Origin of the sequence: Variovorax sucrosi (assembly GCF_051216635.1) — a bacterium.
In the GTDB taxonomy this organism is placed as follows: domain Bacteria; phylum Pseudomonadota; class Gammaproteobacteria; order Burkholderiales; family Burkholderiaceae_C; genus Variovorax.
Genome location: NZ_JBPJZU010000004.1, coordinates 281,239 through 305,188 on the forward strand (window position 1 = coordinate 281,239; position 23,950 = coordinate 305,188).

Annotated in this window: 24 protein-coding genes; 12 read left to right on the plus strand and 12 right to left on the minus strand. The window is 68.2% G+C overall.

The annotated features are described in order from the left end of the window. Positions 1-23 precede the first annotated feature (23 nt). Together ACSFBE_RS10170 and ACSFBE_RS10175 are read left to right on the plus strand one after the other, a co-directional pair. A complete protein-coding gene (locus ACSFBE_RS10170) occupies positions 24-692 on the plus strand; it encodes a glutathione S-transferase family protein (RefSeq protein ID WP_435490252.1) in 669 nt (222 codons plus the stop codon). Next, positions 689-2,071: a phospholipase D-like domain-containing protein gene (locus ACSFBE_RS10175; RefSeq protein WP_435490253.1), complete on the plus strand. Its 1,383-nt coding sequence runs from the start codon at positions 689-691 to the stop codon at positions 2,069-2,071. Before ACSFBE_RS10170 ends, ACSFBE_RS10175 begins: the two co-directional genes overlap by 4 nt. A gap of 14 nt (positions 2,072-2,085) precedes the next feature. On the opposite strand, the gene ACSFBE_RS10180 is transcribed toward ACSFBE_RS10175, so the two are convergent. Beyond that, on the minus strand, positions 2,086-3,192 hold the full coding sequence (locus ACSFBE_RS10180) for an ROK family protein (RefSeq protein WP_435490254.1): 1,107 nt from the start codon (positions 3,190-3,192) through the stop codon (positions 2,086-2,088). 156 nt (positions 3,193-3,348) lie between these two features. On the opposite strand from ACSFBE_RS10180, the gene ACSFBE_RS10185 reads away from it, so the two are divergent. After that, a complete protein-coding gene (locus ACSFBE_RS10185) occupies positions 3,349-4,869 on the plus strand; it encodes a glycine betaine ABC transporter substrate-binding protein (RefSeq protein ID WP_435490255.1) in 1,521 nt (506 codons plus the stop codon). Here the strand turns inward: ACSFBE_RS10185 and ACSFBE_RS10190 are convergent. Genes ACSFBE_RS10190 through ACSFBE_RS10210 form a run of 5 tightly spaced genes read right to left on the minus strand, consistent with a single transcriptional unit; the run spans position 4,866 to position 9,165 of the window. After that, a complete protein-coding gene (locus ACSFBE_RS10190) occupies positions 4,866-5,198 on the minus strand; it encodes a hypothetical protein (RefSeq protein WP_435490389.1) in 333 nt (110 codons plus the stop codon). The two genes, ACSFBE_RS10185 and ACSFBE_RS10190, sit on opposite strands and share 4 nt — an antisense overlap. A gap of 33 nt (positions 5,199-5,231) precedes the next feature. Continuing rightward, a complete protein-coding gene (locus ACSFBE_RS10195) occupies positions 5,232-5,801 on the minus strand; it encodes a cytochrome b/b6 domain-containing protein (RefSeq protein WP_435490256.1) in 570 nt (189 codons plus the stop codon). A 2-nt stretch (positions 5,802-5,803) separates the two neighbouring features. Then, a complete protein-coding gene (locus ACSFBE_RS10200; RefSeq protein WP_435490257.1) occupies positions 5,804-6,112 on the minus strand; it encodes a PepSY domain-containing protein in 309 nt (102 codons plus the stop codon). 35 nt (positions 6,113-6,147) lie between these two features. Then, the gene (locus ACSFBE_RS10205; protein WP_435490258.1) at positions 6,148-6,834 is read right to left on the minus strand and encodes a Fe2+-dependent dioxygenase; all 687 of its coding nucleotides are present in this window, start codon (positions 6,832-6,834) and stop codon (positions 6,148-6,150) included. Positions 6,835-6,852: 18 nt separating this feature from the next. Beyond that, on the minus strand, positions 6,853-9,165 hold the full coding sequence (locus ACSFBE_RS10210) for a TonB-dependent receptor (RefSeq protein ID WP_435490259.1): 2,313 nt from the start codon (positions 9,163-9,165) through the stop codon (positions 6,853-6,855). 273 nt (positions 9,166-9,438) lie between these two features. Between ACSFBE_RS10210 and ACSFBE_RS10215 the strand changes: the two genes are divergently transcribed. Together ACSFBE_RS10215 and ACSFBE_RS10220 are read left to right on the plus strand one after the other, a co-directional pair. Continuing rightward, positions 9,439-9,909: a transcriptional repressor gene (locus ACSFBE_RS10215; protein WP_435490260.1), complete on the plus strand. Its 471-nt coding sequence runs from the start codon at positions 9,439-9,441 to the stop codon at positions 9,907-9,909. A 98-nt stretch (positions 9,910-10,007) separates the two neighbouring features. Then, positions 10,008-10,766 carry a hypothetical protein gene (locus tag ACSFBE_RS10220; RefSeq protein WP_435490261.1) on the plus strand — a complete coding sequence of 253 codons (759 nt, stop codon included), beginning with the start codon at positions 10,008-10,010 and terminating at the stop codon, positions 10,764-10,766. Positions 10,767-10,788: 22 nt separating this feature from the next. Here ACSFBE_RS10220 and ACSFBE_RS10225 read toward each other — a convergent pair whose 3' ends face one another. The 6 genes from ACSFBE_RS10225 to ACSFBE_RS10250 all read right to left on the minus strand — a co-directional run bounded on the left by ACSFBE_RS10225 (position 10,789) and on the right by ACSFBE_RS10250 (position 16,397). After that, entirely contained in the window at positions 10,789-11,448 is a 660-nt protein-coding gene (locus ACSFBE_RS10225; RefSeq protein ID WP_435490262.1) for a glutathione S-transferase, read from the minus strand. An 88-nt stretch (positions 11,449-11,536) separates the two neighbouring features. Continuing rightward, positions 11,537-12,973 (minus strand): aldehyde dehydrogenase family protein, encoded by a 1,437-nt coding sequence (locus ACSFBE_RS10230; RefSeq protein ID WP_435490263.1) that lies wholly within the window; start codon positions 12,971-12,973, stop codon positions 11,537-11,539. A 105-nt stretch (positions 12,974-13,078) separates the two neighbouring features. Then, entirely contained in the window at positions 13,079-13,528 is a 450-nt protein-coding gene (locus ACSFBE_RS10235; protein WP_435490264.1) for a nuclear transport factor 2 family protein, read from the minus strand. A 45-nt stretch (positions 13,529-13,573) separates the two neighbouring features. Further along, a complete protein-coding gene (gene kdgD / locus ACSFBE_RS10240; protein ID WP_435490041.1) occupies positions 13,574-14,485 on the minus strand; it encodes a 5-dehydro-4-deoxyglucarate dehydratase in 912 nt (303 codons plus the stop codon). Between the two features lie 40 nt (positions 14,486-14,525). Then, a complete protein-coding gene (locus ACSFBE_RS10245) occupies positions 14,526-15,509 on the minus strand; it encodes a Bug family tripartite tricarboxylate transporter substrate binding protein (RefSeq protein ID WP_435490265.1) in 984 nt (327 codons plus the stop codon). A 105-nt stretch (positions 15,510-15,614) separates the two neighbouring features. Beyond that, on the minus strand, positions 15,615-16,397 hold the full coding sequence (locus ACSFBE_RS10250) for a FadR/GntR family transcriptional regulator (RefSeq protein WP_435490266.1): 783 nt from the start codon (positions 16,395-16,397) through the stop codon (positions 15,615-15,617). Between the two features lie 93 nt (positions 16,398-16,490). Between ACSFBE_RS10250 and ACSFBE_RS10255 the strand changes: the two genes are divergently transcribed. The 7 genes from ACSFBE_RS10255 (at position 16,491) to garD (ending at position 23,947) form a co-directional block, all read left to right on the plus strand. Continuing rightward, positions 16,491-17,339 (plus strand): NAD-dependent epimerase/dehydratase family protein, encoded by an 849-nt coding sequence (locus ACSFBE_RS10255; RefSeq protein ID WP_435490267.1) that lies wholly within the window; start codon positions 16,491-16,493, stop codon positions 17,337-17,339. Positions 17,340-17,355: 16 nt separating this feature from the next. Further along, the gene (locus ACSFBE_RS10260) at positions 17,356-18,255 is read left to right on the plus strand and encodes an SMP-30/gluconolactonase/LRE family protein (RefSeq protein ID WP_435490268.1); all 900 of its coding nucleotides are present in this window, start codon (positions 17,356-17,358) and stop codon (positions 18,253-18,255) included. Positions 18,256-18,297: 42 nt separating this feature from the next. After that, entirely contained in the window at positions 18,298-19,275 is a 978-nt protein-coding gene (locus ACSFBE_RS10265; RefSeq protein ID WP_435490269.1) for a TRAP transporter substrate-binding protein, read from the plus strand. Between the two features lie 135 nt (positions 19,276-19,410). Next, a complete protein-coding gene (locus ACSFBE_RS10270; RefSeq protein ID WP_435490270.1) occupies positions 19,411-19,899 on the plus strand; it encodes a TRAP transporter small permease in 489 nt (162 codons plus the stop codon). Between the two features lie 5 nt (positions 19,900-19,904). Next, complete coding sequence (locus tag ACSFBE_RS10275; RefSeq protein WP_435490271.1) at positions 19,905-21,200, plus strand: TRAP transporter large permease; 1,296 nt, start codon at positions 19,905-19,907, stop codon at positions 21,198-21,200. Between the two features lie 22 nt (positions 21,201-21,222). After that, positions 21,223-22,323 carry a lactonase family protein gene (locus ACSFBE_RS10280; RefSeq protein WP_435490272.1) on the plus strand — a complete coding sequence of 367 codons (1,101 nt, stop codon included), beginning with the start codon at positions 21,223-21,225 and terminating at the stop codon, positions 22,321-22,323. A 34-nt stretch (positions 22,324-22,357) separates the two neighbouring features. Beyond that, complete coding sequence (gene garD / locus ACSFBE_RS10285) at positions 22,358-23,947, plus strand: galactarate dehydratase (protein ID WP_435490273.1); 1,590 nt, start codon at positions 22,358-22,360, stop codon at positions 23,945-23,947. Positions 23,948-23,950: the final 3 nt, after the last annotated feature.

The following is a 23,950-nucleotide window of genomic DNA, read 5'->3' on the forward strand; positions in this document are numbered from 1 at the left end:
AACACGGGGCAGGAGAAGACCCCATGCAACTGTTCACCGGTCCCCTCAGCATGTTCGGCGCCAAGGCCGAGATCGCAGCGCTCGAGAAGGGCCTGGTGTTCGAGCGCGTGATGGTGCCCTTCGACAAGGACGACCGTTACCAGCCGCGCCACCCCGACGTGCTGCGCATCAACCCCAAGCAGCAGGTGCCGGTGCTGATCGATGGCGCGGTCGAGATCTTCGACTCGACCCAGATCTTCGAGTACCTGGAAGACCTGCGGCCGCAGCCCGCCCTCTGGCCGGCCGGCGCGGCGGCCCGCGCGCAGGCGCGCCGGCTCGAGCACCTGTCCGACGAGGTGTTCTTTCCGAACGTCGTCCGGCTGTTCGGCCTGCAGGATGCGATGCACAGCGCGCCCGCCGTGCAAGCCTGTGCGGCCTGTGCCCGTCACTACGAGGCCATGGATGCGCTGCTGGGCGACCACGATCATCTGGCCGGCGACTACTCCTATGCCGACATCGCGCTGTACATGGCCCACGTGTTCGCAGACCGCAAGGGCGCCGGCATGACCGACGCCACGCCGCGGCTCGTGGCTTGGCGAGAACGCGTCGGGCAACGCCCGGCCGTGCGGGCGGTGGTCGGGCCGATGATGAAGTTCCTCGCCTCGCAGCACCGGCCGGTCCCGCTCTTCCTCCAATCGCACCTCGCCGCGTGAGCCACATCGACGACTGGCTCGACTGGCTGCCTTCGCCCTCGCAGCATCTCCTGGCCGTGGTCTTCGGCCTGCTGGTGTACGTGCTGACCACGCGTGCGCGGCGCGCGCAGCGGGCGCCGACCACCGCCATCGCCTGGGTGATGGGCCTGCTGCTGCTGCCCTATCTCGCGCTGCCGATCTACCTGCTGTTCGGGCAGCGCAAGCTGCGGCCGGTCGGCCTGCCGCGCCCGCCGCGCACGCTGCCGGCCGGCCACTGGGCGGCCGAGCTGATCGAGAGCTTCGGCCTGCCGCCGCCGGGCCGGTGTACGCCGCGCTTCCACGCCGACGGCGCGGCCGCGCGCGATGCGCTGTGGCAGGTGATCGACGCGGCCCGCACGCGCCTGGACGTCTGCACTTTCATCATCGGCGACGACCCGCTGGGCCACGAGGTGGTGGCGCGGCTGGCGAGACGTGCGGCCGAGGGCGTCCGGGTGCGGGTGCTGCTCGACGGCTTCGGCGCCCTTACGCTGCCGCGGCACCACTTCGACGCGCTGTGCGCGGCCGGTGGCCAGGTGGCGGTGTTCCGGCCCTTCTTCGGCCTGCGGCGCAGCGGGCCGCGCAATCTGCGCAACCACCGGAAGTTCGTCATCGCGGACGACCGGTGGCTCTGGTCCGGTGGCCGCAATCTCGCGGGCGAGTACTTCACCGGCAACGCGGCGCATCCCGTGCCCTGGCGCGACCTGTCCTACGACCTGGCCGGCCGCGTCGCAGAGGCCGCGGCGCGGCAGTTCGAGCACGACTGGGCCTCGGTGCGCGGCGATGCGGCGCGCGAGATCGCGACGGCGCACGACACGGCCGAGGACGGTTCGCTGGCGCAGTTCCTGCCGAGCGGTCCCGACCAGACCGAGGACACGGCGCACGCACTGTTGATCGATGCCTGCTTCCGCGCCGAGCACCGCATCCTCGCGATCACGCCCTACTTCGTGCCCGACGACGGGCTGCGCAACGCGCTGCGGCTGGCGGCGCGACGCGGTGTGCAGGTCACCATCGCCATCCCTGCGCAGTCCAACCACCGCCTGGCCGACTTCGTGCGCGCACGCGCCATGCGGGACCTGGCCGCTGCTGGCGTGACCTTCCGGCTGCTGCCCTTCATGGCCCATGCGAAAGCGGTGGTGGTCGACGAGCAACTGGCGATGTGCGGTTCGATCAACCTCGACCTGCGCAGCCTGCTGCTGAACCACGAAGCGGCGGTCGTCTTCTACGGCGCCGGGCCGATCGACTGGCTGGCGCAGTGGATCGAGACCACCGCATCGGCCGGCAGCGCCTATCGCGCGCGCCGGCCCGGCCTGCTGCGCGACCTGGCCGAAGGGCTGCTGCTCACCATCGCCTTCCAGCTCTAGGTGCGCCCCGGTCGTCAGCCCCGTTTGCGCTTGGCGGGCTTGGCGGGCTTGGCGGAAGACACCGGCTTGCTGGTGTAGCTCGCGTTGCCCAGGCCGGTGCCGATGGTGAGCACCGCCCAGTGGTTCACGTCGCGCATGAAGGGCAGCTCGCTCAGCCCCTGCACCACCGCATCGTTGTGCAGGCGCACGGTGGTCGGCGCGCCGCCGATGGTCGGCAGCTTCTTGGACAGCTCGCTGGGCAGATGGAAGGTGTCGCTTTCCCAATCGCCCGGCAGGTTCTGCGTGCCGCGGGCGATCGAGCCGTCGTCGCGGATGCGGCCCGGGCAGGCGATGCCGACGAAGGGCGCCAGGCGGATCTCCTTCGCCGCGCACTCGTCGATGAGCCCTTGCAGCATCTGCGACAGCCGGTCGAGCAGCCCGCGGCGGCTGGGCTTGTCGTCGGCGTGGCGCCACTTCATGCGCTTGACCACCTTCGCCATCGACAGGTCCTCGGCCTTCTTGCGGCGCGTCTTCACGATGCCGCAGCGCAGATTGGTGCCGCCGATGTCGACCGCGAGGATCGCATCGTGCGCGGCCAGCATCTCGGGCGGCACCAGGTGCACCCAGCCGATCAGGCCGCCATCGTCGACCTCGTGCGACAGTCGCGCGATCGGCACCTTGATCTTCATGTGCTGCAGGACCATGGCCGCCTGCAGGATGGTCCGCTCGCCGACGTCGCTCTCCGGGAAGCCCCCACCGATGACGATGCGCTGCACCTTGTCCCACGAGGGCTCGCGCAGGAAGCGGCGCACCACATGCGCCAGTTCTTCGGCGAATTCCTCGATCACGCCGTGCAGCAGGTCCGCGCCTTCGGAGGCCCGCTTGCGGGCGAGCAGGCGGTCCATCTCGCGCTTGCTCAGGTTCTTCGAAGGCACGGCACCGAACGGGTCGTCCTTGCCATTCTGCCGACGGCGGCGACGCCATTGATCAAGCAGTTGGCGAAAGGCGGTCTGGCTGGCGGCGTCGCCGGCGAAGCCGGCCTTGTCGCGCAGTTGAAGGCTGTAGCCGTCGACGGTGACGGACGGGAGTTCGCGGGCGCCATGGGCATCGGCAAGATAAGACGGCACGGGCTTGGGGGCCATGAACGCTTTCGAAGTGAGACGGGAAAGGGGTGAGGCCGCGGGGTCCCACGGGGACTTCAAGACCGTACGACGACTGTCGCCTGCCGCGCCGCGCCGCCGCATCGGCGCGGCGCACGAGCGGCTGTAGGAATGCGGCCTGACCGATACACTGGCCCGATGCCGATGCCGCCTTCGTTCCTGCGCGCCTGGCGCACCGCGCTGCTGCTCGCCTTGCTGCTGATGAACGCGGCCAGTGCTTCGGCGCAGGCCGATGCATTGCGCATCGGTTCCAAGCGCTTCACCGAGTCGTACATCCTGGCCGAGCTGCTGGCCCAGGCCGCGGCACCGCAGCTGCCGACTGCGCCGGTGCTGCGCCAGGGGCTGGGCAACACCGCCATCGTGTACGAAGCCCTGCGCTCGGGCGCGATCGACGTGTATGCCGAATACACCGGCACCATCGCCCTCGAGATCCTGAAGGGCGACGCCTCGATGACACGCGAGGAGATGAATGCGCGCCTGGCGCCGCTGGGCCTGGGTGTGGCGGTGCCACTGGGCTTCAACGACGGCTATGCGCTGGCGATGCGGGCCGCCGATGCCGATCGGCTGCAGATCGCCACCCTCGGTGACCTCGCGCGCCACCCCGAACTGCAGCTGGGCCTGTCGAATGAATTCATCGGCCGCGCCGACGGCTGGCAAGGCCTGGCCGCGCGCTATGGCTTCGCGCAGAAGCCGACCGGCCTCGACCACGGCCTGGCCTACGACGCCATCGCCGCGAGGCAGATCGACGTGATCGACATCTACACCACCGACGCGAAGATCGACCACCTCGGCCTGCGTGTGCTGAAGGACGACCGCGGCTACTTCCCGCGCTACGACGCGCTGCTGCTGTACCGGCTCGACCTGCCGACGCGGCTGCCCGCCGCCTGGGCCGCGCTGCAGGCGCTGCAGGGCCGCATCGACGAACGCGCGATGATCGCCATGAATGCGCGCGCCGAGCTGCAGGGCGCGGCCTTCGACACCATCGCGCGCGATTTCCTGGCCGGTGGCCCGGCGTCGACCGGCCCGCGCGGCTTCATGGCCAAGCTGCTGGGTGACGACCTCGGCCGGCTGGCGCGCCAGCACCTGCTGCTGGTGGCGATCTCGGTCGGCCTGGCCATCGTGCTGGGCGTGCCGCTGGCGGTGGGGGTGTCGGCGCATGCGCGCGCACGCACCCTCGTGCTCGGCCTCGCGGGCCTGATGCAGACCGTGCCCTCGCTCGCGCTGCTGGCGGTGCTGATCTCGTGGCTGGGACGCATCGGCACGGCGCCCGCACTGATGGCGCTGACGCTCTATGCGCTGCTGCCGATCATGCGCAACACGGTGACCGGGCTGGCGGAGGTGCCGCAGGGCCTGCGCCAGGCCGGCACGGCGCTTGGCATGACGCCGGCGCAGGGCATGCAGCTGGTGCTGCTGCCGCTGGCAGCGCCGACGCTGATCGCGGGCGTGCGCACCGCCACCACCATCGCGATCGGCACCGCCACCATCGCGGCCTTCATCGGCGCCGGCGGCTTCGGCGAACGCATCGTGACGGGCCTGGCGCTGAACGATCGGCAATTGCTGCTGGCCGGCGCACTGCCGGCGGCGGCCCTGGCGCTGCTGAGCGAACTGGCCTTCGAAGCGCTGGAGCGGCTGATGCGGCGCCGGCGCGGCACCGGTTAGGGCGGCGGCGTTTCCGACTTGGCGCTGCGGATGCCGGCGATCTGCCCGCGCACGACCTTCCAGAAGTTCTTGCCGTCGTCGAGCAGGCGCCAGGCATTGGACCGGTGCGCGAGCACGCCGACTTCAGGCAGCGCCTCGCGCAGGTTCTTCAGGCCGAGCAGCTTGGTGTACTTGCGCACCGTCGCCGGGCTGTGGATCAGCAGGATCACGCGCCAGCCGTAGTGGCGGCCGATCAGCAGCATGCCGATCGCGCTTTCGAGATCGTTCAACTCGCCCTGGAACCCGTCGACGGCGCGGTCGACCAGGGACATGATCTGTTCATCGGTCATCGCCACGAATTACCTCTCGCTTGGCGGCCGATCTTAGCCGCCAGGCGGAGGCCGCTCGGGCCGTTTCCTGCCGCTCCACATCGCGCCGACGAGGTTCTCGCGATGGCGCCAGCTCATGAAGGCCACGCCGCACAGGTGCAGCGCGATGAGCGCCACCAGGGTCCATGCAGAGATCCGGTGCGTGTGTTCGAGCCAGGCCAGGCCCCAGAAGCGATCGGTCGTGTAGAGGATGCCGGAGACGCACACGACCGCCAGGCAGCCGAGCAGCGCCAGCACCATCCAGCCGCCGAGCGGGTTGTGGCCGAGCAAGCGCGGCGCCTGCCCGCGCAGCAGGCGGCCGGCATAGGCCTGCACCGCGCGAGGACCGCGGACGAAACTCGCGAAGCGCGCATGGGCGCTGCCGGCCCAACCCCAGGCGACGCGCACCACGACCAAGGCCAAGGTGGTGTAGCCAGCCCAGAGGTGCAACGACAGCCGCGCCTCGCCGGCCCACCACGACACGCCCACGGCAGCCGCGAGGCTCCAGTGGACAAGGCGCTGCAGCGGGTCCCAGACGCGCACGGGTTCATGCCGGGTCGAGCGCTGCGCCGGGGCGTCCCGCATGGTCACTCGGGCTGCTTCACCTCGCCGACCTTGGCGAAGGTCTTGGGATGGAAGAAGGCCTCGACGCGACGGCCGCCGGCGTCGAAGCCGTAGACCTCGTAGCAGCCGTTGAAGTTCTTGACCTGCCGCACCTTCCAGCCCTCGGCCGTGAGCTTGCGCTGCAGTTCCATCTGCGGCTTCATCTCCTCCTTGGCCACCGCCTCACAGCGCACGGCGTCGTGGTTGACGATCTGCGCACCGGCCAAGCCGGCGAACACCAGGAGCGACAGCGCGCCGGCAACGCGCAGCTTCGAAAAAATGGTCAGGGTCATGGGGGAAACCTCGGTGCAGAAAGGCAGCGCATTGCTCAGACGTCGAGCCACATGCGCAGCAGGTTGTGGTACGTGCTGGTGAGACCGATCACCCCGGCATCGGTCTCGCCGTAGTGGCTGCGCAGATGGCGCAGGTGGTTGTCCATGTCGAACAGCAGCCGGCGCTGCTCGTCGCTGCGGACCATGCTCTGGATCCAGAAATAGCTCGCCAGACGAAAGCCGCGGGTGACCGGCGTGACCCGGTGCACGCTGGTGCCGGGGTACAGCACCATGTCACCCGCGGCGAGCTTCACCCGCTGTTCGCCATAGGTGTCCTCGATCACGAGTTCGCCGCCGTCGTACTCGGACGGCTCGGCCAGGAAGAGCGTGCACGAGATGTCGGTGCGCACCCGGCCCGCGCCGTTGCGCAAGAAGCGCACGGAACTGTCGACATGGTTGCCGAAGGCGTTGGCCGCCCCGCCATAGCGGTTGAAGAGCGGCGGCGAAATCTGCTTGGGCAGGGCGGCCGAGAAGAAGACCTGGTGCCGTTCGAGCCCGCGCAGCAGCAGTTGCTGCAGCGCACGGGTCTCGTCGCAGTCCTCGCGCAGCTGCTCGTTGTTCTTGGCCTCGGCCGACTGGCTGCCCGCGGTGATTCGGCCGTCGTCCCAGGGGGCGTCGGCCAGAACCTTCCGGGCCTCGCGCAGCTCCTCGGGGGTGAGCACCTGACGGATGTGCAGCAGCATGGCTGGAGGATAGCCCGATCAGAAGCGAACGCCGATGGTGCCGAGCACCTGGCGCTTGGTGCCGAGGATGGTGAAGCCCGGGTACAGCTGATCGCCGTAGGCCTTGTTGCTCAGGTTGTTCACGTTGATCTGCGCGTACACATCGGGGGTGAACTTGTACTCGAACATCGCGTCGGCCACCACGTAGCCCGGCACGCGGGCAGTCGGGGAGGCGGCACCGGTGCCGCCGTTCAGCGGCCGGTTCTCGGTCGCACCGTGCGCGCCCAGCGCCACACGCATCTTCGAGGTGGCCTGGTAGCTGATCCAGACGGCACCCGACTGCTTGGGCGTCAGGCCCACGCGCTGCCCGACCGATGCCTGCGCCGCGGCGGCGCTGCCGGCCTGGTCGATCTTGGCGACCGGCACCCAGGTGTAGGAGGCATAGATCTCCCACTGCGGGCCGAGGCGGCCGACCACGTCGAGCTCGACGCCCGCGGTGTGCCGCTTGCCGGACAGCGTGTAGGCCGAGCCGGCGAAGTCGGCATCGGTGGTGCGCTCGTCGTATTTTTCGGTGCGGAAGATCGCGCCGCGGGTCGACAGCGCACCGCCCAGCCAGTCGAGCTTCGCGCCGAGCTCGAGGTTGCGGCTCTTCTCCGGCGGCGTGTTGGCGTTCTGCGGCGTGACGTACTGGTAGGTGTCGGCCGAGGTATTGAACGAGGTGCCGTACGACAGGTGGTAGGACTGCGTGTCGGTCGGCTGGAACAGCACGCCGCCACGGTAGCTCCACGGCGAGTTCGACAGGTGCGTGCTGGTGATGGTCGACGGCGTGTTGGTCACGCCGGTGCGGTAGGTCAGGTTCTCGAAGTCGCCCGAGAAATGGTCGTAGCGGACGCCGCCGAGCAGCTTCCACTGCGGTGCGACCTGCACCAGATCCTGCAGGTAGACGCCATAGGCCTTGGCGTCGTAGTTGCTCGAGTTGCGCCATTGCGGCGACAGGCCGGTGCCCGTCAGGCCGGCGCCGTCATCGGGCGTGCCGACGCGGGTGAACGGCCGGGTGCCGAGGGTGCTGCCGTTGTTCTGGAAGCGGTTCGCCTCTTCCTTCGAGGCGTCGATGCCGGTCAGCAGCTCGTGCTTCATGCCGAGCGCGTTGAAGGCCTGGCTGTAGTCGCTTTGGGCATAGGTGGCCTTGTAGCGGTCCTTGCGCGGCGTGAGGCCGCTGCGCGTGAGGAAGGTCGACGGGTCGAGCGAGGTGACGGCCCGCGTGCCTGGCGGGCAGGTGCCGGTCGCCGTCGGACGCGCGCCGCAGGCGCCGACCGCCGTGCTCCACTGCGCCCGGTCGAACACGCCGCTGCGCACCTGCGTGCGCAGCTCGCCGCCATTGGCGAAGGCATGCTTCCAGGCACCGTGCACATAGTTCGCCTCGCCATCGGCGAAGTCCGCCGAGGTGCCGTAGTACTTGCCCGGCTTGACCGGTGCCAGGCTGCCGTTGACATAGCGCACGGCCGACATCGGCACGTTGTTGTTCTTCAGATGGAAGGCGCCGACGGTGAACTCGTCGGCGGTGCCCAGGCCCCAGCTGTAGGTGGGCGCGATGCCGTTCTTGTCGATGTCCGCGCCGCCGTTGTCGGCCCGGTTGTACATCGCGTTGATGCGCAGCGCCGAGGTCTCGCCGGTGCGGATGTTGAAGTCGGCGGTGGTGCGGAAGTAGCCGTCGCTGCCCAGGGTGCCAACCACGTCGGTCTGGTCGGCCAGCAGCGGCTTCTTGCTGACCTGGTTGACCACACCGCCGGTCGAGCCGCGGCCGAAGAGCATGGAGGCCGAGCCGCGCATCACCTCGATGCGGTCGAGATTGAAGGTGTCGCGGTCGTACTGCGACGGGTCGCGCATGCCGTCGATCATCAGGTCGCCGGTGCTGGCGATCGGGAAGCCGCGCAGGCGGATGTCCTGGTCGGTGCCGTTCTCGGTCGCGGCGAAGGTGATGCCGGCGGTGTAGTGCAGCGCGTCCTTCAGCGTGTCGAGCTTCACGTCGTCGATCAGCTTCTCGGTCACGACCGTGATCGATTGCGGCACGTCGCGGATGTCCTGCACACCCTTGCCGATGCTGGTCTTCTTGGTCTGGATGCGGTCCTTGCCCTGCGCCTGACCCTCGGCCTCGCCGGTCACGGTCACCGTCCCGAGCGTCCCGCCCGTGGCCGCACTGCCGGTCACCGCCGGCGTCTGCGCCCAGCTGCTGACGGACGCCGCGAGCATCAGGGCACCGAGCGGAAATGCTCGCGCATCCAGCGAACGCGTCGCGGGCGAAGAAGAAACAGGAGCGATGGCCGCGCGCAGGCGGCGAGAGGTTCGAGCCAAGTTGGCCTCCATGAGAACGCGGGCGCGCTGGCGCCGCGGCGGGTGGAAGGCTGGCTACGCGCAGATGCGCACTTGGCTTGCCGGTGTGAATTTCGGAGCGGAGTATAGGGTTTTCGCCATGAAAGTAGCACTTGGTCGTCTACTTTTCGCCACATCTTCGGCGATCTCTAGGACGAAAACCCGGCCACTTTGGCACTTTGCAAAGTAGTACGCTGTCATCCTACTTTCAACGCATTGCGTCCTTCTCCACGTCTCGACAAACGAAGCCGCTCGATGCCTCGACACCCGCCCTCCACGCCCCTGGCCTCGCCGGCCTCGGGCCCTCCCCGCACGGCGGCACTCCCGCCCGCCGGCGATGCGCCTCGGCCGAGGCCGCCGCTCGACTTCGCCGAGCTCGGCGACCTCATCGTTCGCATGCGCGAGCGGGTGCCGGCCGCGAGCAGTCGGCGCATCGGCCAGCACCATGCGGCGGTGTTGCTCACACTACGCGCCCTGCAGGGCGCCGGCGCCGACGTCCATGCGATCTACAAGGCGCTGCTCGACCAGGGCCACGACGTGCCGCTGTCGACGCTGTACCGCGCGCTCAAGGTGCTGGAGGCGGCCGGGATGGTGCAGCGCGAGTGGGTCCCGCACGAGGGCCGGCCGCGCGGCGTGTACGTCGCCGTGGAGGAGCAGGTCGGGGACGCCGCGCCGGCAAAGGTCTGCGCCCACTGCGGTGCCAGCCTTCCCGAGCCGACGCCGTAGACGCCGTAGACGCCGTAGGCGGCGAGCGGCACCGGCCGCGGGCGCGAGCTGCGGGCAGAATCGCGTGCTCCCTCACCGCACACGCCCGACACGCCGCCATGTTCCAGGCCTTTTTGATCGTCAGCCGGGAGGCCATCGAACTGCTGCTGATCGTCCTCGCCCTGCGTGAATGGGCGCGACAGGCCGAACGGCCAGGGCTCGACCCGTGGATCGTCGCCGGCGTGCTCGTCGGCCTGGCGGGTGCGGCGGCCGTCATGGCGACGCTGCCGCCCTCCGGGATGAACGAATGGCTCGACATCGCCCTGACCTGCGGCTTCGGGCTGTCGGTGGCCTTGCTGTCCTGCGGCACCATGGCCTCCATGGCCGGCATCGACCACCATGCGCAGTCCCAGTTCGACGCCTGGTTCGCGCAGCGCGCGGCCGCCGTCCCGGTGATGGTGGTCGTCGCCTTCAGCGCGCTGCGCGAAGCGCTGGAAGCGGCCCTGCTGATCCGCTTCGTCGCCGCCGGCACCAGCGTGCACGACGTGGCCTGGGGGGCGGCACTCGGCCTGCTCGCCAGCGCGCTGATCGCGGCCGCCTGGCAGGTGCTGGCGACCAGCCGCCGAACGCGGTTCGTGTTCCGGCTCACGGCCGTGCTCCTGTTCGTGCTCGGCGTGCAGATGATGCTGGAGGCGGTGACCGAGGTGCTGCTGCGCGGCGTCGGCGGCCCGCAGACGATCCGCATCGGTCATGCCCTCCAGCCCTATGTCGAGAACGGCCAGCGCTACTGGCTGCTCTGCGCCGCCCTGGCCGTGATTCCGCTGGTCGTCTGGGCGCGCGCCTGGTGGCGGCAGGCCGGCAGCACGCAGCGGCGCTGACCCGGGCCGCGAGGCAGTGCCCTCAGGTGTCGTCGGGAAAGACGAGGACCGGGTCGCCCGGCCGCCACGGCGCGAGTTTCGGCATCGCCCGCGCCCAGAGGGGCGCGGCGCTCAGGGCGCCGAGCCAGGCACCGAGCGCCGGCCAGGCCGCAATGCCCCACCCGCTGGGGTCGACCTGTGCAAACTGCCGCACGAAGGGCGCGATGGCCATGTCGGCCAGCGCAGGCGCCGGACCGAAGAGATGCGCCGACGCCTGCAGCCGCGCTTCGAGCCCATCGAGGAAACCGCCCGCCTCGCTGCGGTGGTGCAGCGGGTCGGCGCCGTCGAAGCGGTTCGGATACTTGTAGCGGTCGAGATGGTGCTTGAAGGCGCCATCGCACTGTGCAACGAGCGCCAGCATGTCGTCGAGCGTGCCGCTGGCGGGTGCAAGCCAGCGCAGGGGATCCTGCTGCGCCAGCGCCCAGCGCATGATCTGCAGGCTCTCGTCGATCACCGATCCGTCGACCTCGACCAGCACCGGCACGGTCGCCTTGGGCGATGCCTCCCGCAGGGCGGTCGGCTTGTCGCGCAGCACCACTTCGCGCAGTTCGCAGCGGATGCCCGCGGCCAGCAAGGCGAAGCGCGCCCGCATGGCGAAGGGGCAACGGCGGAAGGAATAGAGGATGGGCAGCACGGGACGCACGGGAGCAGACCCGCCCGATGGTAGACGCCCATGAAAAACGCCCGCCGTGCGGACTGCACGGCGGGCGTCGGGCGAAGCGCGAACGCGCTCAGGCCAGCGTGTAGGCCGTCTTCACCGTGGTGAAGAACTCCTGCGCGTACTTGCCCTGCTCGCGCGGGCCGTAGCTGGAGCCCTTGCGACCGCCGAAGGGCACGTGGTAGTCCACGCCCGCGGTCGGCAGGTTGACCATCACCATGCCGGCCTGGCTGTGGCGCTTGAAGTGGGTCGCGTACTTCAGGCTGGTGGTCGCGATGCCGGCCGACAGGCCGAACTCGGTGTCGTTGGCCGTGGCGAGCGCTTCTTCGTAGTCCTTCACGCGGATCACGCTGGCCACCGGGCCGAACACCTCTTCGCGGTTGATGCGGGCCGTCTTGTCGGTGTCGACCAGCAGCGCCGGCGACATGTAGAAACCGTCGGTGTCGAGCTTCAGGCGCTGGCCGCCGGCGGCCAGCGTGCCACCCTCGTTCTGGCCGATCTGCACGTACTCCAGGTCCTGGTCGAGCTGGCTCTGGCTCGAGACCGGACCGACGTCGGTGCCGGCCGCCAGTGCGTCGCCGACCTTGATCTTCTCCATGCGGACCTTCATCGCCTCGATGAACTTCGGGTAGATGCCGTCGGTCACGATCAGGCGGCTCGACGCGGTGCAACGCTGGCCGGTCGAATAGAAAGCACTCTGCACGCTCAGCTCCACCGCCTGCGCCAGGTCGGCGTCGTCCAGGATGACCTGCGGGTTCTTGCCGCCCATCTCGAGCTGCACCTTCTTGTGGCTCTTCACGCACTGCACCGCGATGTTGCGGCCAACGCCGACCGAGCCGGTGAAGCTGATCGCATGGATGCCGGGGTGCTCGACCATCGCATTGCCGATCAAGCTGCCGCGGCCCATCACCAGGTTGAAGACGCCGGCCGGAATGCCCGAGCGGCTGATGATCTCGGCCAGCGCCCAGGCCGAGCCCGGCACCAGGTCGGCGGGCTTGAGCACCACGCAGTTGCCGAAGGCCAGCGCCGGCGCGATCTTCCAGGCGGGAATCGCGATCGGGAAGTTCCACGGCGTGATCAGCCCGACGACACCGACCGGCTCGCGCGTGATCTCGACGCCGATGTTCGGGCGCACCGACGGAATGATCTCGCCCGACAGGCGCAGGCATTCGCCGGCGAAGAACTTGAAGATCTGGCCGGCGCGGGTGGCTTCGCCGATGCCCTCTGCCTTGGTCTTGCCTTCTTCACGCGACAGCAGCGTGCCCAGCTCTTCGCGGCGCGCGAGGATCTCGGTGCCGATCTTGTCCAGCGCGTCGGAGCGCGCCTGGATGCTGCCGGTGGCCCAGGCGGGAAAGGCGGCGGTGGCGGCAGCCACGGCGGCATCGACCTGGCTGGCGTCGCCCTGTGCGTACTCGGCGATGGTGTCGCCCAGGTTGGACGGGTTCAGGTTGGGGCTGTAGCTGTTGCCCTTCTTCCATTCGCCGCCGATCAGGTTGTCGTGTTGTTGCATGTCGATTCCTTGTGCTGAGAAGTGAGAAAGCCGAAGCGCCTGCGCTTCGGCCTGTGAGGAAAGGGTTCGCCTAGGTTAACGCGTCGGCCTGTCGGCCGGCGCGGCTCATTGCGGCGGGCGCACCGCCTGGCGGGCCAGCAGCTTCCAGTCGGCGCCCTGCTTCTGCCAGACGCCCAGGATCTTGATGCTGACCTTGCCGGGCTTGCCCGAATCGTTGGTGTCGGCGGTGAGCGTGTGGCGCACGATCGCCACGTTGTCGACCAGCTTGATGGTCTGGTCGGTGATCGCGATCGTCACGAAGTCCGACTTGCGGTCCATCAGGTCGCCGATGAAGCTGGCCTTGGTGTCGACCTTGCCGCCCGAATGGCCGTAGCTGAGATCGTCGGCCACCAGCGCATTGAGCGCCTCCGGCGTCGGGTCGATCATCGCCAGGCGCAGCTTCTCGGCGGCAGCCGCCACGGCCGGCGCATCGGCCGCATGGCTGCCGCGCGACATGCCGGCGCAGCCAGCGAGTGCCACGGCGGCGGCAGCGATGAGGATCAGTGTCTTCAGCATTTTCTTGTCTCCTGTTGTTGTGAAATCTTCGTGCTGCCTGCTTGCTTACTGCGGGCCGAGCTTGTCGATCAGCGCCTTGAGCATTTCCATCTCGTCGGGCTTCAGGTCCGTCAGCGGCGGGCGCACCGGGCCGGCGTCGTGGCCGACGATCTTGGCGCCCGCCTTCACGATGCTCACCGCATAGCCCTGCATGCGGTTGCGCAGCTCCAGGTACGGCATGAAGAAGTCCTTGAGCAGGCGGTGCTGCGTGGCCATGTCGTCGTCGCGCACGGCTTCGTAGAACTGCACCGCGGTCTTCGGGATGAAGTTGAAGACGGCCGACGAGTACACCGGCGTGCCCATCGCCTTGTAGGCGGCGGCGTAGACCTCGGCCGTGGGCAGGCCGCCCAGGTAGGCGAAGCGGTCGCCCATGCGCTGGTAGATCGCGACCATGGTCTCGATGTCGCCGATGCCGTCCTTGAAGCCCACCAGGTTCGGGTTGCGTTCGGCCAGGCCAGCCAGCGTCTCGGGCTTGAAGCGCGTCGAGCCGCGGTTGTAGATGATCACGCCGAAGTCCACGCTCTTGCAGACCGCCTCGACGTGCGCGGCCAGGCCTTCCTGGCCGGCTTCGGTCAGGTAGTGCGGCAGCAGCAGGATGCCGTGCGCGCCGGCCTTTTCGGCAGCCTGGGCGCACTCGATGGCGAAGCGCGTCGGGCCGCCGGTGCCGGCAATGATCGGCACCACGCCGCGGCAGGTGTCGACCGCGGTCTTGATGATGCCGGGGTATTCCGCGCCGGTCAGCGAGAAGAATTCGCCGGTGCCGCCTGCCGCGAACAGTGCGCTCGCGCCGTACGGGGCGAGCCATTCGAGACGCTGCTCGTAGCTCTTCTTGTTGAAGTCGCCGTTGGCGTCGAAGTCGGTCAGCGGGAACGACAGCAGGCCGGAGCCCATGATGGATTTGAGTTCTTGGGGATTCATCACACGTCCTGTGAATTGAGAGAGAAAAAGAGGAAGCCGGTCAATCCAGCTTGATGTTGGCGTCGGTGACGACCTTGGCCCAGCGCGCGCGTTCCTTGTTGAAGAACTGCTCTTCCTCGGCCGGTGCCATGGTCACCACTTCGGCGCCCTGCCCTGCGAGGCGCGAACGGATGTCGGCCGCGCGGATGACGGTGATCAGTTCCTTGTTCAGGCGCTGCACGATCGCGTCGGGCGTGCCCTTGGCCACGCGCACGCCTTGCCAGGTGCCCGACTCGAAGCCCGGAACGCCTTGCTCGGCGATGGTCGGCACGTCGCCGATCAGCGGCATGCGCGTGCCCTTCGAGACGGCCAGCACCTTCAGCTTGCCGCCCTGCACCTGCGGCAGCGTGGCGAGCATGCCGTTCATCAGGATCTGCGTCTGGCCGGCGACCGTGTCCTGGATCGCCTGGACGCCGCCCTTGTACGGCACGTAGGTCCACTTGGCGCCGCTGGCGCGTTCGAGCGCCACGCCGGCCAGGTGCGGCGCACTGCCGGTGGCAGTCACGGCGAAGTTCAGATCACCGGTCTTCGACAGCGCGATGAGTTCCTTGAGGTTGTTCGCCTTCACCGACGGATGCACCACCAGCAGATGCGGCGAGTACGCCAGCATGGTCACGCCGCGCAGGTCCTTGGACGGGTCGAAGGGCAGCTTGGTGTAGACCGACGGGCTGATCGCGAGTGCACCGACGTCGCACAGCAGCAGCGTGTAGCCGTCGGGGTTCGACTTGGCGACGAAGTCGGCACCGAGATTGCCGTTGGCACCCGGCTTGTTCTCCACGATCACGGGCTGCTTGAATGCTTCCGACAGCGACTGGCTGATGGCGCGGGCAATGATGTCCGACGAACCACCCGGCGGGTACGGCACGATGATCTTGATGGGCTTGGTCGGCTGCCAGGCAGCCTGGGCCATGGCGGCCAGAGGCGCGGCGAGCGCGAGCGTGGCGAGGCAGGCGGAGCCGACGAGTCGGCGGCGAGCAATAGACATAGGCATCTCCGTTGTTTTGAAAGGCGATCTCACCCGCAAGCAGCGAAGTGATCAGTCATCGTACAACTCAAGGAATGACTTGTCCAGCATTCCCCCGTCAGAAAGTCAGCCGCGGGCCGCCTCGTCGGCCGCTTGGTCCGCGCGCCGCGCCGCCTCTTGCGCCAGCCGCAGGCGTTCTCGGCTGTTGGTCAGATGGATGCGCATTGCCGCGCGGGCCGATTCGGCGTCGCGCCGGGCAATCGCCGCATAGATCTCCTCGTGCTCGCGATTGACGCGGCTGAGGTAGGCGCCGCTGCGATCGGCGGTGCGGATGGCATTGATGCGGGTGCGCGGGATGATCGTGGTGCCCAGGTGGCTCATGATGTCCGCGAAGTACGGGTTGCCGGTGGACTGCGCGATCTGCAGATGGAAGCGGAAGTCCGGCGCCACCGTGTCCCCGGCCACTGCGACGTTGCTCTCGAAGTCGTCCAGCGCCTGGCGCATCGCCTGCAGCTGCTCTTCGGTGCGGCGGGTGGCGGCCAACCCGGCCGACTCGGTTTCGAGGCTGATGCGCAGTTCGAGCACGGCCAGCACATCGACCGAGGTGGCGATGTCGCCGGCGTCCAGCCGGAACACGCCGCTGGCGCGCTGCTGCAGCACGAAGGTGCCCACGCCGTGGTGGGTCTCGACCAGGCCGGCGGCCTGCAGCTTCGACAGCGCCTCGCGCACCACCGTGCGGCTCACGCCGAAGGCCTGCATGATTTCGGATTCGGTCGGCAGCTTGTCGCCCGGGCGCAGGACACCATCGCGAATGCGCACGCCGAAGTCGTCGACCAGGCTGTGCGCCAAGCCTCGCCCCCGCGGCCGCGGACGGGCCGCATAAGCCACGGATGCGGGCGCTTCGGGCATGGTGGGAACTTCTGTTGACAGGCGAGCCATGCGCTGATGATAATCTTCCGAGAAGTTGTACGACAACAGATAACTTACCTGAGACAGGTTCCGATGAGTGCTTCCGCCCCCGCTGCCACCCCGCAGCCCTCCCCGTCGTCGCTGCGTGTCCATCGCCTGCTGCTCACCGGCGCCGCCGGCGGGCTGGGCAAGGTGCTTCGCGAACGGCTGCAACCTTACGCCGAAGTGATCCGGCTGTCGGACATCGGCAGCATGGCGCCGGCCGCGGGACCGCGCGAAGAAGTGTTGCCCTGCGATCTGGCAGACAAGCAGGCCGTCGATGCCCTCGTCGCCGGCTGCGACGCCATCGTGCATCTGGGCGGTGTGTCGGTGGAACGCCCTTTCGAGGAAATCCTCGAAGCCAACATCAAGGGCATCTTCCATCTCTACGAAGCCGCCCGCCGCCATGGCGTGAAGCGCGTGGTGTTCGCCAGCTCCAACCATGTGATCGGCTTCTACAAGCAGGACGAGCACATCGACGCCAGCGCCGCGCGCCGGCCCGATGGCTACTACGGCCTGTCGAAGTCCTTCGGTGAAGACGTGGCCCAGTTCTATTTCGATCGCTACGGCATCGAAACGGTCAGCGTCCGCATCGGCTCGTCCTTCCCCGAGCCGCTCAACCGCCGGATGATGAGCACCTGGCTGAGCTACCGCGACCTGACGACGCTGATCGAGAAGTCGCTGTTCACGCCGGACGTGAAGCACACGGTGGTCTACGGCATGTCGGCCAACCGCGACGTCTGGTGGGACAACAGCGCGGCCGCCCATCTGGGCTTCGTGCCGCAGGACAGTTCGGAGGTCTTCCGCGACAAGGTGGAGCAGCAGCCACCCGTGGTGCCGACCGACCCGAACGCGATCTACCAGGGCGGTGCGTTCACCGCTCAGGGCCCCTTCGGCGACTGAGCCGGCGGCGCGCACCATGCAAGCCGAACTCATTCTCGATGCGCGCAACGGCACCGGCGAAAGCCCGGTCTGGCTGGCGGCAGAACAGGCGCTCTACTGGGTCGACATTCCGGCAAAGCAATTGCACCGCCATGTGCCGGCCACCGGCGCCCACACCGCATGGACCGGCGACGAAATGCTCGCCTGCGTCGCGCCCCGTGCCGGCCATCCCGGCCAGTGGATCGCCGGGATGGAAAGCGGCCTCTTCGCCATTGCCACGAAGGACGACGGCACCCTGGCCGCGACGCCCATCGCACGCGTTGCCCATGCCGCGCACGGCATGCGCTTCAACGACGGCCGCTGCGACCGCCAGGGCCGCTTCTGGGCCGGCACGATGCTCATGGACATGGCGGCAGCCCGCACCGTCGGACGTGTCTACCGCTACCAGAGCGATGTGAACGAGGAAGCCGCGCTGCGCGTCCAGTTCGACGAGATGATCGTGCCCAACGGCATGGCCTTCAGCCCCGACGGCCGCACCATGTACCTGTCGGACTCACACCCCGACGTGCAGGCCATCTGGGCCTTCGACTACGACACCGCCACCGGCACGCCGCACAACCGGCGCCTCTTCGTCGACATGAAGCCGCTGCCGGGCCGGCCCGACGGTGCCGCGGTCGACGTTGACGGCTGCTACTGGATCTGCGGCAACGATGCCGGTCTGGTGCACCGCTTCACACCCGACGGTCGGCTCGACCAATCGCTCGAAGTGCCGGTCAAGAAGCCGGCCATGTGCGCCTTCGGTGGCCCGCAGCTCGACACGCTCTACGTCACATCGATCCGACCGGGCGGCGACCTGTCCGACCAGCCGCTGGCCGGCGGCGTGTTCGCGTTGCGGCCCGGCGTCCAGGGCATCGCCGAGCCGGCCTGCCAATTCTGATTTCTGCAAATTTCGACAACCACCACCCGTAGAGGAAGACAAATGAGACTGCAACGCACACTGATCGCGCTGGCCGCCTGTGCCACCGCCGCACTGACCGGCTTCGGCGCCCAGGCGACCGAGTTCCGCTCCGCCGACATCCATCCCGACGACTACCCGACCGTGACCGCGGTCAAGTTCATGGGCGAGCGCCTGAAAGAACTGTCAGGCGGCAAGCACACCATCAAGGTCTTCAACAACAGCGCCCTGGGTAACGAGAAGGACACCATCGAGCAGACCAAGATCGGCGCCCTGTCGATGGTCCGCGTGAACATCGCGCCGATGAACAACATCTGCGCCGAGACGCAGGTACCAACCATGCCCTTCCTGTTCCGCTCGGTCGACCACCTGCACAAGGTGCTGGACGGCCCGATCGGCGAAGAGATCTTGAAGAGCTGCGAAAAGCAGGGCTTCGTCGGCCTGGCCTATTACGACAGCGGCGCGCGCTCGATGTTCACCGCCAAGAAGCCGGTGCGCAGCTTCGCCGACATGAAGGGCCTGAAGGTCCGCGTGCAGCAGTCCGACCTGTGGGTGTCGATGCTCGAAGCCATGGGTGCCAACGCCACGCCGATGCCCATGGGCGAGGTCTACACCGGCCTGAAGACCGGCCTGATCGACGCCGCCGAGAACAACTACCCGACCTACGAAAGCGCGCGCGCCTTCGAAGTGGCGAAGTACTACAGCAAGACCGAGCACTCGATGGCACCTGAAATGCTCCTGTTCTCCAAGCGCGTGTGGGACAAGCTCACGCCGCAGGAACAGGGCTGGGTCCGTCAGGCTGCCAAGGAATCGGTGCCCTACATGCGCAAGCAATGGGAAGCCCGCGAGATCAAGTCGCTCGCCACCGTCAAGGCCGGCGGCGCGGAGATCATCGACGTCGACAAGGCGCCGTTCCAGGCCGCGATGAAGCCGGTGTACGACAAGTTCATCACCGACGCGAAGCTCAAGGACCTCGTCAAGCGGGTCCAGGACACCAAATAAAGCTCGCCCCCCAGGCTTCGCGCACTTCGTGTCGCTTGGCCAACCCCCTACCGGGGGCAACACCAGCGGGCCGGCGGAGCCGGACCCGCGGTGTTTAACGAACAGAGCGGCGCTCTCTTTTTCGCATCGAAAGTTATGTACACCAAACTTTGCCGCACGCTCGCGCGTGCCTGCATGTGGCTGGGCATCTTCGGACTCGTCGCAGTGATCTGCGCCGTGAGCTGGCAGGTGTTCGGCCGCTACGTCATGAACAACACGCCCACCTGGGCCGAGAGCCTGGCGCTGCTGCTGGTCATCTACGTCACGATGTTCGGCGTTGCCGTCGGCGTGCGCGACGCGGGCCACATCGGGCTCGAATCCTTCCTCGTTCTGGCGCCCGACTGGCTGCGCCTGAAGATGGAATACCTCATCCATGCACTGATCCTGATCTTCGGCGCCACGATGGCCTGGAACTGCGCGTCGCTCGCCGAATCGGTGTGGGACTACCGCCTGCCCACGCTGTGGATTTCGGAGGGCTGGAAGTACGTGCCAGCCGCCATCTCCGGCGTGCTGATCGTCATGTTCTCGATCGAACACATCATCGCTTTGGCCCAAGGCCGCGAAGTCGAACCCGCCTGGGGCTGAAGCCAATGACCATTCCTCTGTTGATCCTGTGCGTGTCGTTCACGCTCTTCCTGCTGCTGGGCGTGCCGGTGGCGTTCTCGATCGGCCTCTCCGCGCTCGCCACCCTCGCCTACGAAGGCCTGCCGCTGGCGGTCGGCTTCCAGCAGATGACGTCCGGCATGGGCATCTTCTCGTTTCTGGCGATTCCCTTCTTCATCTTCGCGGGTGAGCTGATGCTCTATGGCGGCATCGCCGACCGCATCGTCGACTTCGCGCGCAACCTGGTCGGCCACGTCCGCGGCGGCCTGGGCATGTCGAACGTGGTGGCCTGCACGCTGTTCGGCGGCGTCTCGGGCTCGCCGGTGGCCGACGTCTCGGCCATGGGCGCCGTGATGATTCCGATGATGAAGAAAGAGGGCTACCACGCGGACTACGCCGTCAACGTGACGACCCACGCGGCCCTCGTCGGCGCGCTGATGCCGACCAGCCACAACCTGATCATCTATTCGCTCGCCGCAGGCGGCAAGGTGTCGATCGCGGCGCTGATCCTGGCCGCCCTGCTGCCGGCGTTGATCCTCACCATCAGCAACCTCACGGCCGCCTACCTGGTGGCGGTGAAGCGCGGTTACCCCGCCGGCACCTTCCCGGGCTGGGCCATCGTGGCGCGCTCCTTCGCCGCGGCGCTGCCGGGCCTGTTCATCGTCGTGCTGATCCTCGGCGGGATTCTCTCGGGCATCTTCACCGCGACCGAATCGGCGGCCGTGGCGGTGCTCTATGCGCTGGCATTGACGATCTTCCTGTACCGCACGCTGAAGTGGGAACACTTCGTGAAAGCGGCCTCGAAGGCGGTGCGCACCACCGGCGTGATCCTGCTGCTGATCGGCATCTCGAGCACCTTCGGCTACCTCATCAGCCTGTACGGCGTGGCCGAACTCACCGGGCAGATGCTGTCGCAGATCACCAGCACGCCCTGGATGATCTTCCTCATGATCAACGTCATCCTGTTCGTGCTCGGCACCTTCCTGGACATGGCCGCGACGATCTTGCTGTGCACGCCGATCTTCCTGCCGATCGCGCAGCAGTACGGCATGACCTCGGTGCAGTTCGGCATCGTGATGCTGATCAATTGCGCGCTCGGCCTGAACACCCCGCCGGTCGGCACCACGCAGTTCGTGGGTTGCGCCATCGGTGGCGTGTCGGTCGGCACGGTGATGAAGACCATCTGGCCCTTCTACGGCGCGCTGATCTTCGCGCTCGGCCTGGTGACCTTCGTGCCGGCCTTCTCGACCTGGCTGCCTGGCCTCTTCATGTCGGTGAAGTAACCCTGAATCAAGGAGTGCGAACATGGTGTCTATTCATCGAAACGTGTCGCTGCGCAGGATCGCAGCCGCCATCGGTGCAGCGCTCCTGCTGCTGAACGGTGCTGCATCGGCGGCCACCTGGGTCTACGTGTCCAACGCCGACAGCCAGGACGTGTCGGTGTTCGCGCTCGACCGCGCGGCCGCCACGCTCACGCCGGTCGAGACGGTGCCCCTCGGCGGCATGGCCATGCCGATGGCCTTCTCGCCCGACAAGCGCGTTCTCTATGTCGCGCTGCGCTCGCAGCCCTTCCGCGTTGTGAGCCTGGCCATCGACCCGGCCAGCGGCAAGCTGCGCAAGCTGGGCGAGGCGCCGCTGGCCGACAGCATGGCCAACATCGACACCGACGCCACCGGGCGCTGGCTGTTCGCGGCCTCCTACGGCGGCCACAAGATCACGGTCAACAGCATCGGCAAGGACGGGGCCGTGGGCGCCGTACAGCAGCTCATCGCGACCGCACCGAATGCCCACGCGATCCACGCGGACGCCGCCAACCGCTACGTCTTCGCCACCAGCCTGGGCGGCGACAACCTCTCGAGCTGGCGCTTCGACGCCGAGACCGGTCGGCTCAGCGCCAACGACCCGCCGCTGACCCCGGTGACGCCCGAGAAGTCCGGCCCGCGCCACTTCGTCTGGGACAAGGCGCAGCGCTACATGTATGTGCTCGACGAGCTCGGCGCCGGTGTGCATGTGATGGCCTACGACGCCACCCGCGGCACGCTGCGTGCCATTCAACGCACCACCACGCTGCCCGCGGGCTTCACCGGCAAGCCCTGGGCCGCCGACCTGCACCTGTCGCCCGACGGCCGCACGCTGTATGCGTCGGAGCGCACGTCGAGCACGCTGTCGAGCTTCCGCGTCGACGCGGCCACCGGCCAGCTCGAGCCGCTGGGCCAGGTGCCGACCGAGAAGACGCCGCGCGGCTTCGCCATCGACGCCTCCGGCCGCTTCCTGATTGCCGCGGGGCAGGAGTCGCACAGCGTCTCGCTGCACCCGATCGATCCCGCGACCGGGTTGCCCGGCACGCCCACGCGCGTGCCGGCGGGCAAGAACCCGAACTGGGTCGAGATCGTCGACCTGCCTTGACCTCCCGCATGCCGCCTCCCGAATCGCCAAGACCATGAACGCGCCCCACGCCCTCGCGCCCCACACCATCCGCATGCATGCGGCCGACAACGTCGCCATCGTCGCGAACGACGGTGGCCTGCCGGCCGGCACCGTGCTCGCTTCCGGCCTCGCCCTGGTCGACAAGGTGCCGCAGGCGCACAAGGTCGCGCTCGAAGACATTCCCGAAGGCGGCGTGGTGCGCCGCTACAACGTGCCGATCGGCTATGCGCTGAAGCCGATTCCGGCCGGCAGCTGGGTCCACGAGCGCCTGCTGCAGATGCCCGCGGCGCGCGGGCTCGAAGGCCTGCCGATCGCCACCGTGCAAGCACCCGAGATGCCGCCGCTGGAGGGCTACACCTTCGAGGGCTACCGCAACCTCGACGGCTCGGTGGGCACGCGCAACATCCTGGCCATCACGCAGACGGTGCAGTGCGTGGCCGGCGTGGTCGACTTCGCGGTGCAACGCATCAAGGCCGAGCTGCTGCCCAAGTACCCGAACGTCGACGACGTGGTGGGCCTGTCGCACAGCTACGGCTGCGGCGTGGCCATCGATGCACCCGACGCGATCATCCCGATCCGCACGCTGCGCAACATCAGCCTCAACCCGAACTTCGGCGGCGAGGTGATGGTGATCAGCCTGGGCTGTGAAAAGCTTCAACCCGAGCGCCTGCTGCCGCCGGGTTCGATCCCCCTGGTCGACGAGCGCAACGTGGCCGACGTCGGTGCCAGCGCCGAGAGCCTGCTCGACGTGGTCTGCCTGCAGGACGACGCGCACGTCGGCTTCATGTCGATGATCGATTCGATCATGACGCAGGCCGAGGAACACCTCGAACGCCTCAACGCGCGCCAGCGCGAGACGGTGCCCGCCAGCGAGCTGGTGGTCGGCGTGCAGTGCGGCGGCAGCGACGCCTTCTCGGGCGTGACCGCCAACCCGGCCGTCGGCTTCTGCACCGACCTGCTGGTGCGCGCCGGCGCCACCGTCATGTTCTCGGAAGTGACCGAGGTGCGCGACGGCATCGACCAGCTGACTGCGCGCGCCACCACGCCGGCCGTGGCCGAAGCGATGATCCGCGAGATGGCCTGGTACGACGCCTACCTCGACAAGGGCCGCGTCGACCGCAGCGCCAACACCACGCCCGGCAACAAGAAGGGCGGCCTCTCGAACATCGTCGAGAAGGCCATGGGCTCGATCGTCAAGAGCGGCAGCGCGCCGATTTCCGGCGTGGTCTCGCCGGGCGAGAAGGCGAAGCAGAAGGGCCTGCTCTACGCCGCCACCCCGGCCAGCGACTTCATCTGCGGCACGCTGCAGCTGGCCGCGGGCATGAACCTGCATGTCTTCACTACGGGCCGCGGCACGCCTTACGGGCTGGCCGAGGTGCCGGTCATCAAGGTGGCGACGCGCAGCGACCTGGCGCGCCGTTGGCACGACCTGATGGACATCAACGCGGGCCGAATCGCCGAGGGCGAGGTGAGCATCGAGGACGTGGGCTGGGAGATGTTCCGGCTCATGCTCGAGGTGGCCAGCGGCCGCAAGAAGACCTGGGCCGAGCACTGGAAGCTGCACAACGCGCTGGTGCTGTTCAACCCAGCCCCCGTGACCTGAATC

Coding starts and splice junctions, on each gene's coding strand:
- ACSFBE_RS10200 (WP_435490257.1), bottom strand. CDS start 6,112: ATGACCCTGACCATTTTTTCGAAGCTGCGCGTTGCCGGCGCGCTGTCG.
- ACSFBE_RS10220 (WP_435490261.1), top strand. CDS start 10,008: ATGTTCCAGGCCTTTTTGATCGTCAGCCGGGAGGCCATCGAACTGCTG.
- ACSFBE_RS10265 (WP_435490269.1), top strand. CDS start 18,298: ATGAGACTGCAACGCACACTGATCGCGCTGGCCGCCTGTGCCACCGCC.
- ACSFBE_RS10275 (WP_435490271.1), top strand. CDS start 19,905: ATGACCATTCCTCTGTTGATCCTGTGCGTGTCGTTCACGCTCTTCCTG.
- ACSFBE_RS10260 (WP_435490268.1), top strand. CDS start 17,356: ATGCAAGCCGAACTCATTCTCGATGCGCGCAACGGCACCGGCGAAAGC.
- garD (WP_435490273.1), top strand. CDS start 22,358: ATGAACGCGCCCCACGCCCTCGCGCCCCACACCATCCGCATGCATGCG.
- ACSFBE_RS10195 (WP_435490256.1), bottom strand. CDS start 5,801: ATGCGGGACGCCCCGGCGCAGCGCTCGACCCGGCATGAACCCGTGCGC.
- ACSFBE_RS10205 (WP_435490258.1), bottom strand. CDS start 6,834: ATGCTGCTGCACATCCGTCAGGTGCTCACCCCCGAGGAGCTGCGCGAG.
- ACSFBE_RS10280 (WP_435490272.1), top strand. CDS start 21,223: ATGGTGTCTATTCATCGAAACGTGTCGCTGCGCAGGATCGCAGCCGCC.
- ACSFBE_RS10235 (WP_435490264.1), bottom strand. CDS start 13,528: ATGCTGAAGACACTGATCCTCATCGCTGCCGCCGCCGTGGCACTCGCT.
- ACSFBE_RS10190 (WP_435490389.1), bottom strand. CDS start 5,198: ATGACCGATGAACAGATCATGTCCCTGGTCGACCGCGCCGTCGACGGG.
- ACSFBE_RS10255 (WP_435490267.1), top strand. CDS start 16,491: ATGAGTGCTTCCGCCCCCGCTGCCACCCCGCAGCCCTCCCCGTCGTCG.
- ACSFBE_RS10250 (WP_435490266.1), bottom strand. CDS start 16,397: ATGCCCGAAGCGCCCGCATCCGTGGCTTATGCGGCCCGTCCGCGGCCG.
- ACSFBE_RS10245 (WP_435490265.1), bottom strand. CDS start 15,509: ATGTCTATTGCTCGCCGCCGACTCGTCGGCTCCGCCTGCCTCGCCACG.
- kdgD (WP_435490041.1), bottom strand. CDS start 14,485: ATGAATCCCCAAGAACTCAAATCCATCATGGGCTCCGGCCTGCTGTCG.
- ACSFBE_RS10215 (WP_435490260.1), top strand. CDS start 9,439: ATGCCTCGACACCCGCCCTCCACGCCCCTGGCCTCGCCGGCCTCGGGC.
- ACSFBE_RS10185 (WP_435490255.1), top strand. CDS start 3,349: ATGCCGATGCCGCCTTCGTTCCTGCGCGCCTGGCGCACCGCGCTGCTG.
- ACSFBE_RS10230 (WP_435490263.1), bottom strand. CDS start 12,973: ATGCAACAACACGACAACCTGATCGGCGGCGAATGGAAGAAGGGCAAC.
- ACSFBE_RS10270 (WP_435490270.1), top strand. CDS start 19,411: ATGTACACCAAACTTTGCCGCACGCTCGCGCGTGCCTGCATGTGGCTG.
- ACSFBE_RS10170 (WP_435490252.1), top strand. CDS start 24: ATGCAACTGTTCACCGGTCCCCTCAGCATGTTCGGCGCCAAGGCCGAG.
- ACSFBE_RS10180 (WP_435490254.1), bottom strand. CDS start 3,192: ATGGCCCCCAAGCCCGTGCCGTCTTATCTTGCCGATGCCCATGGCGCC.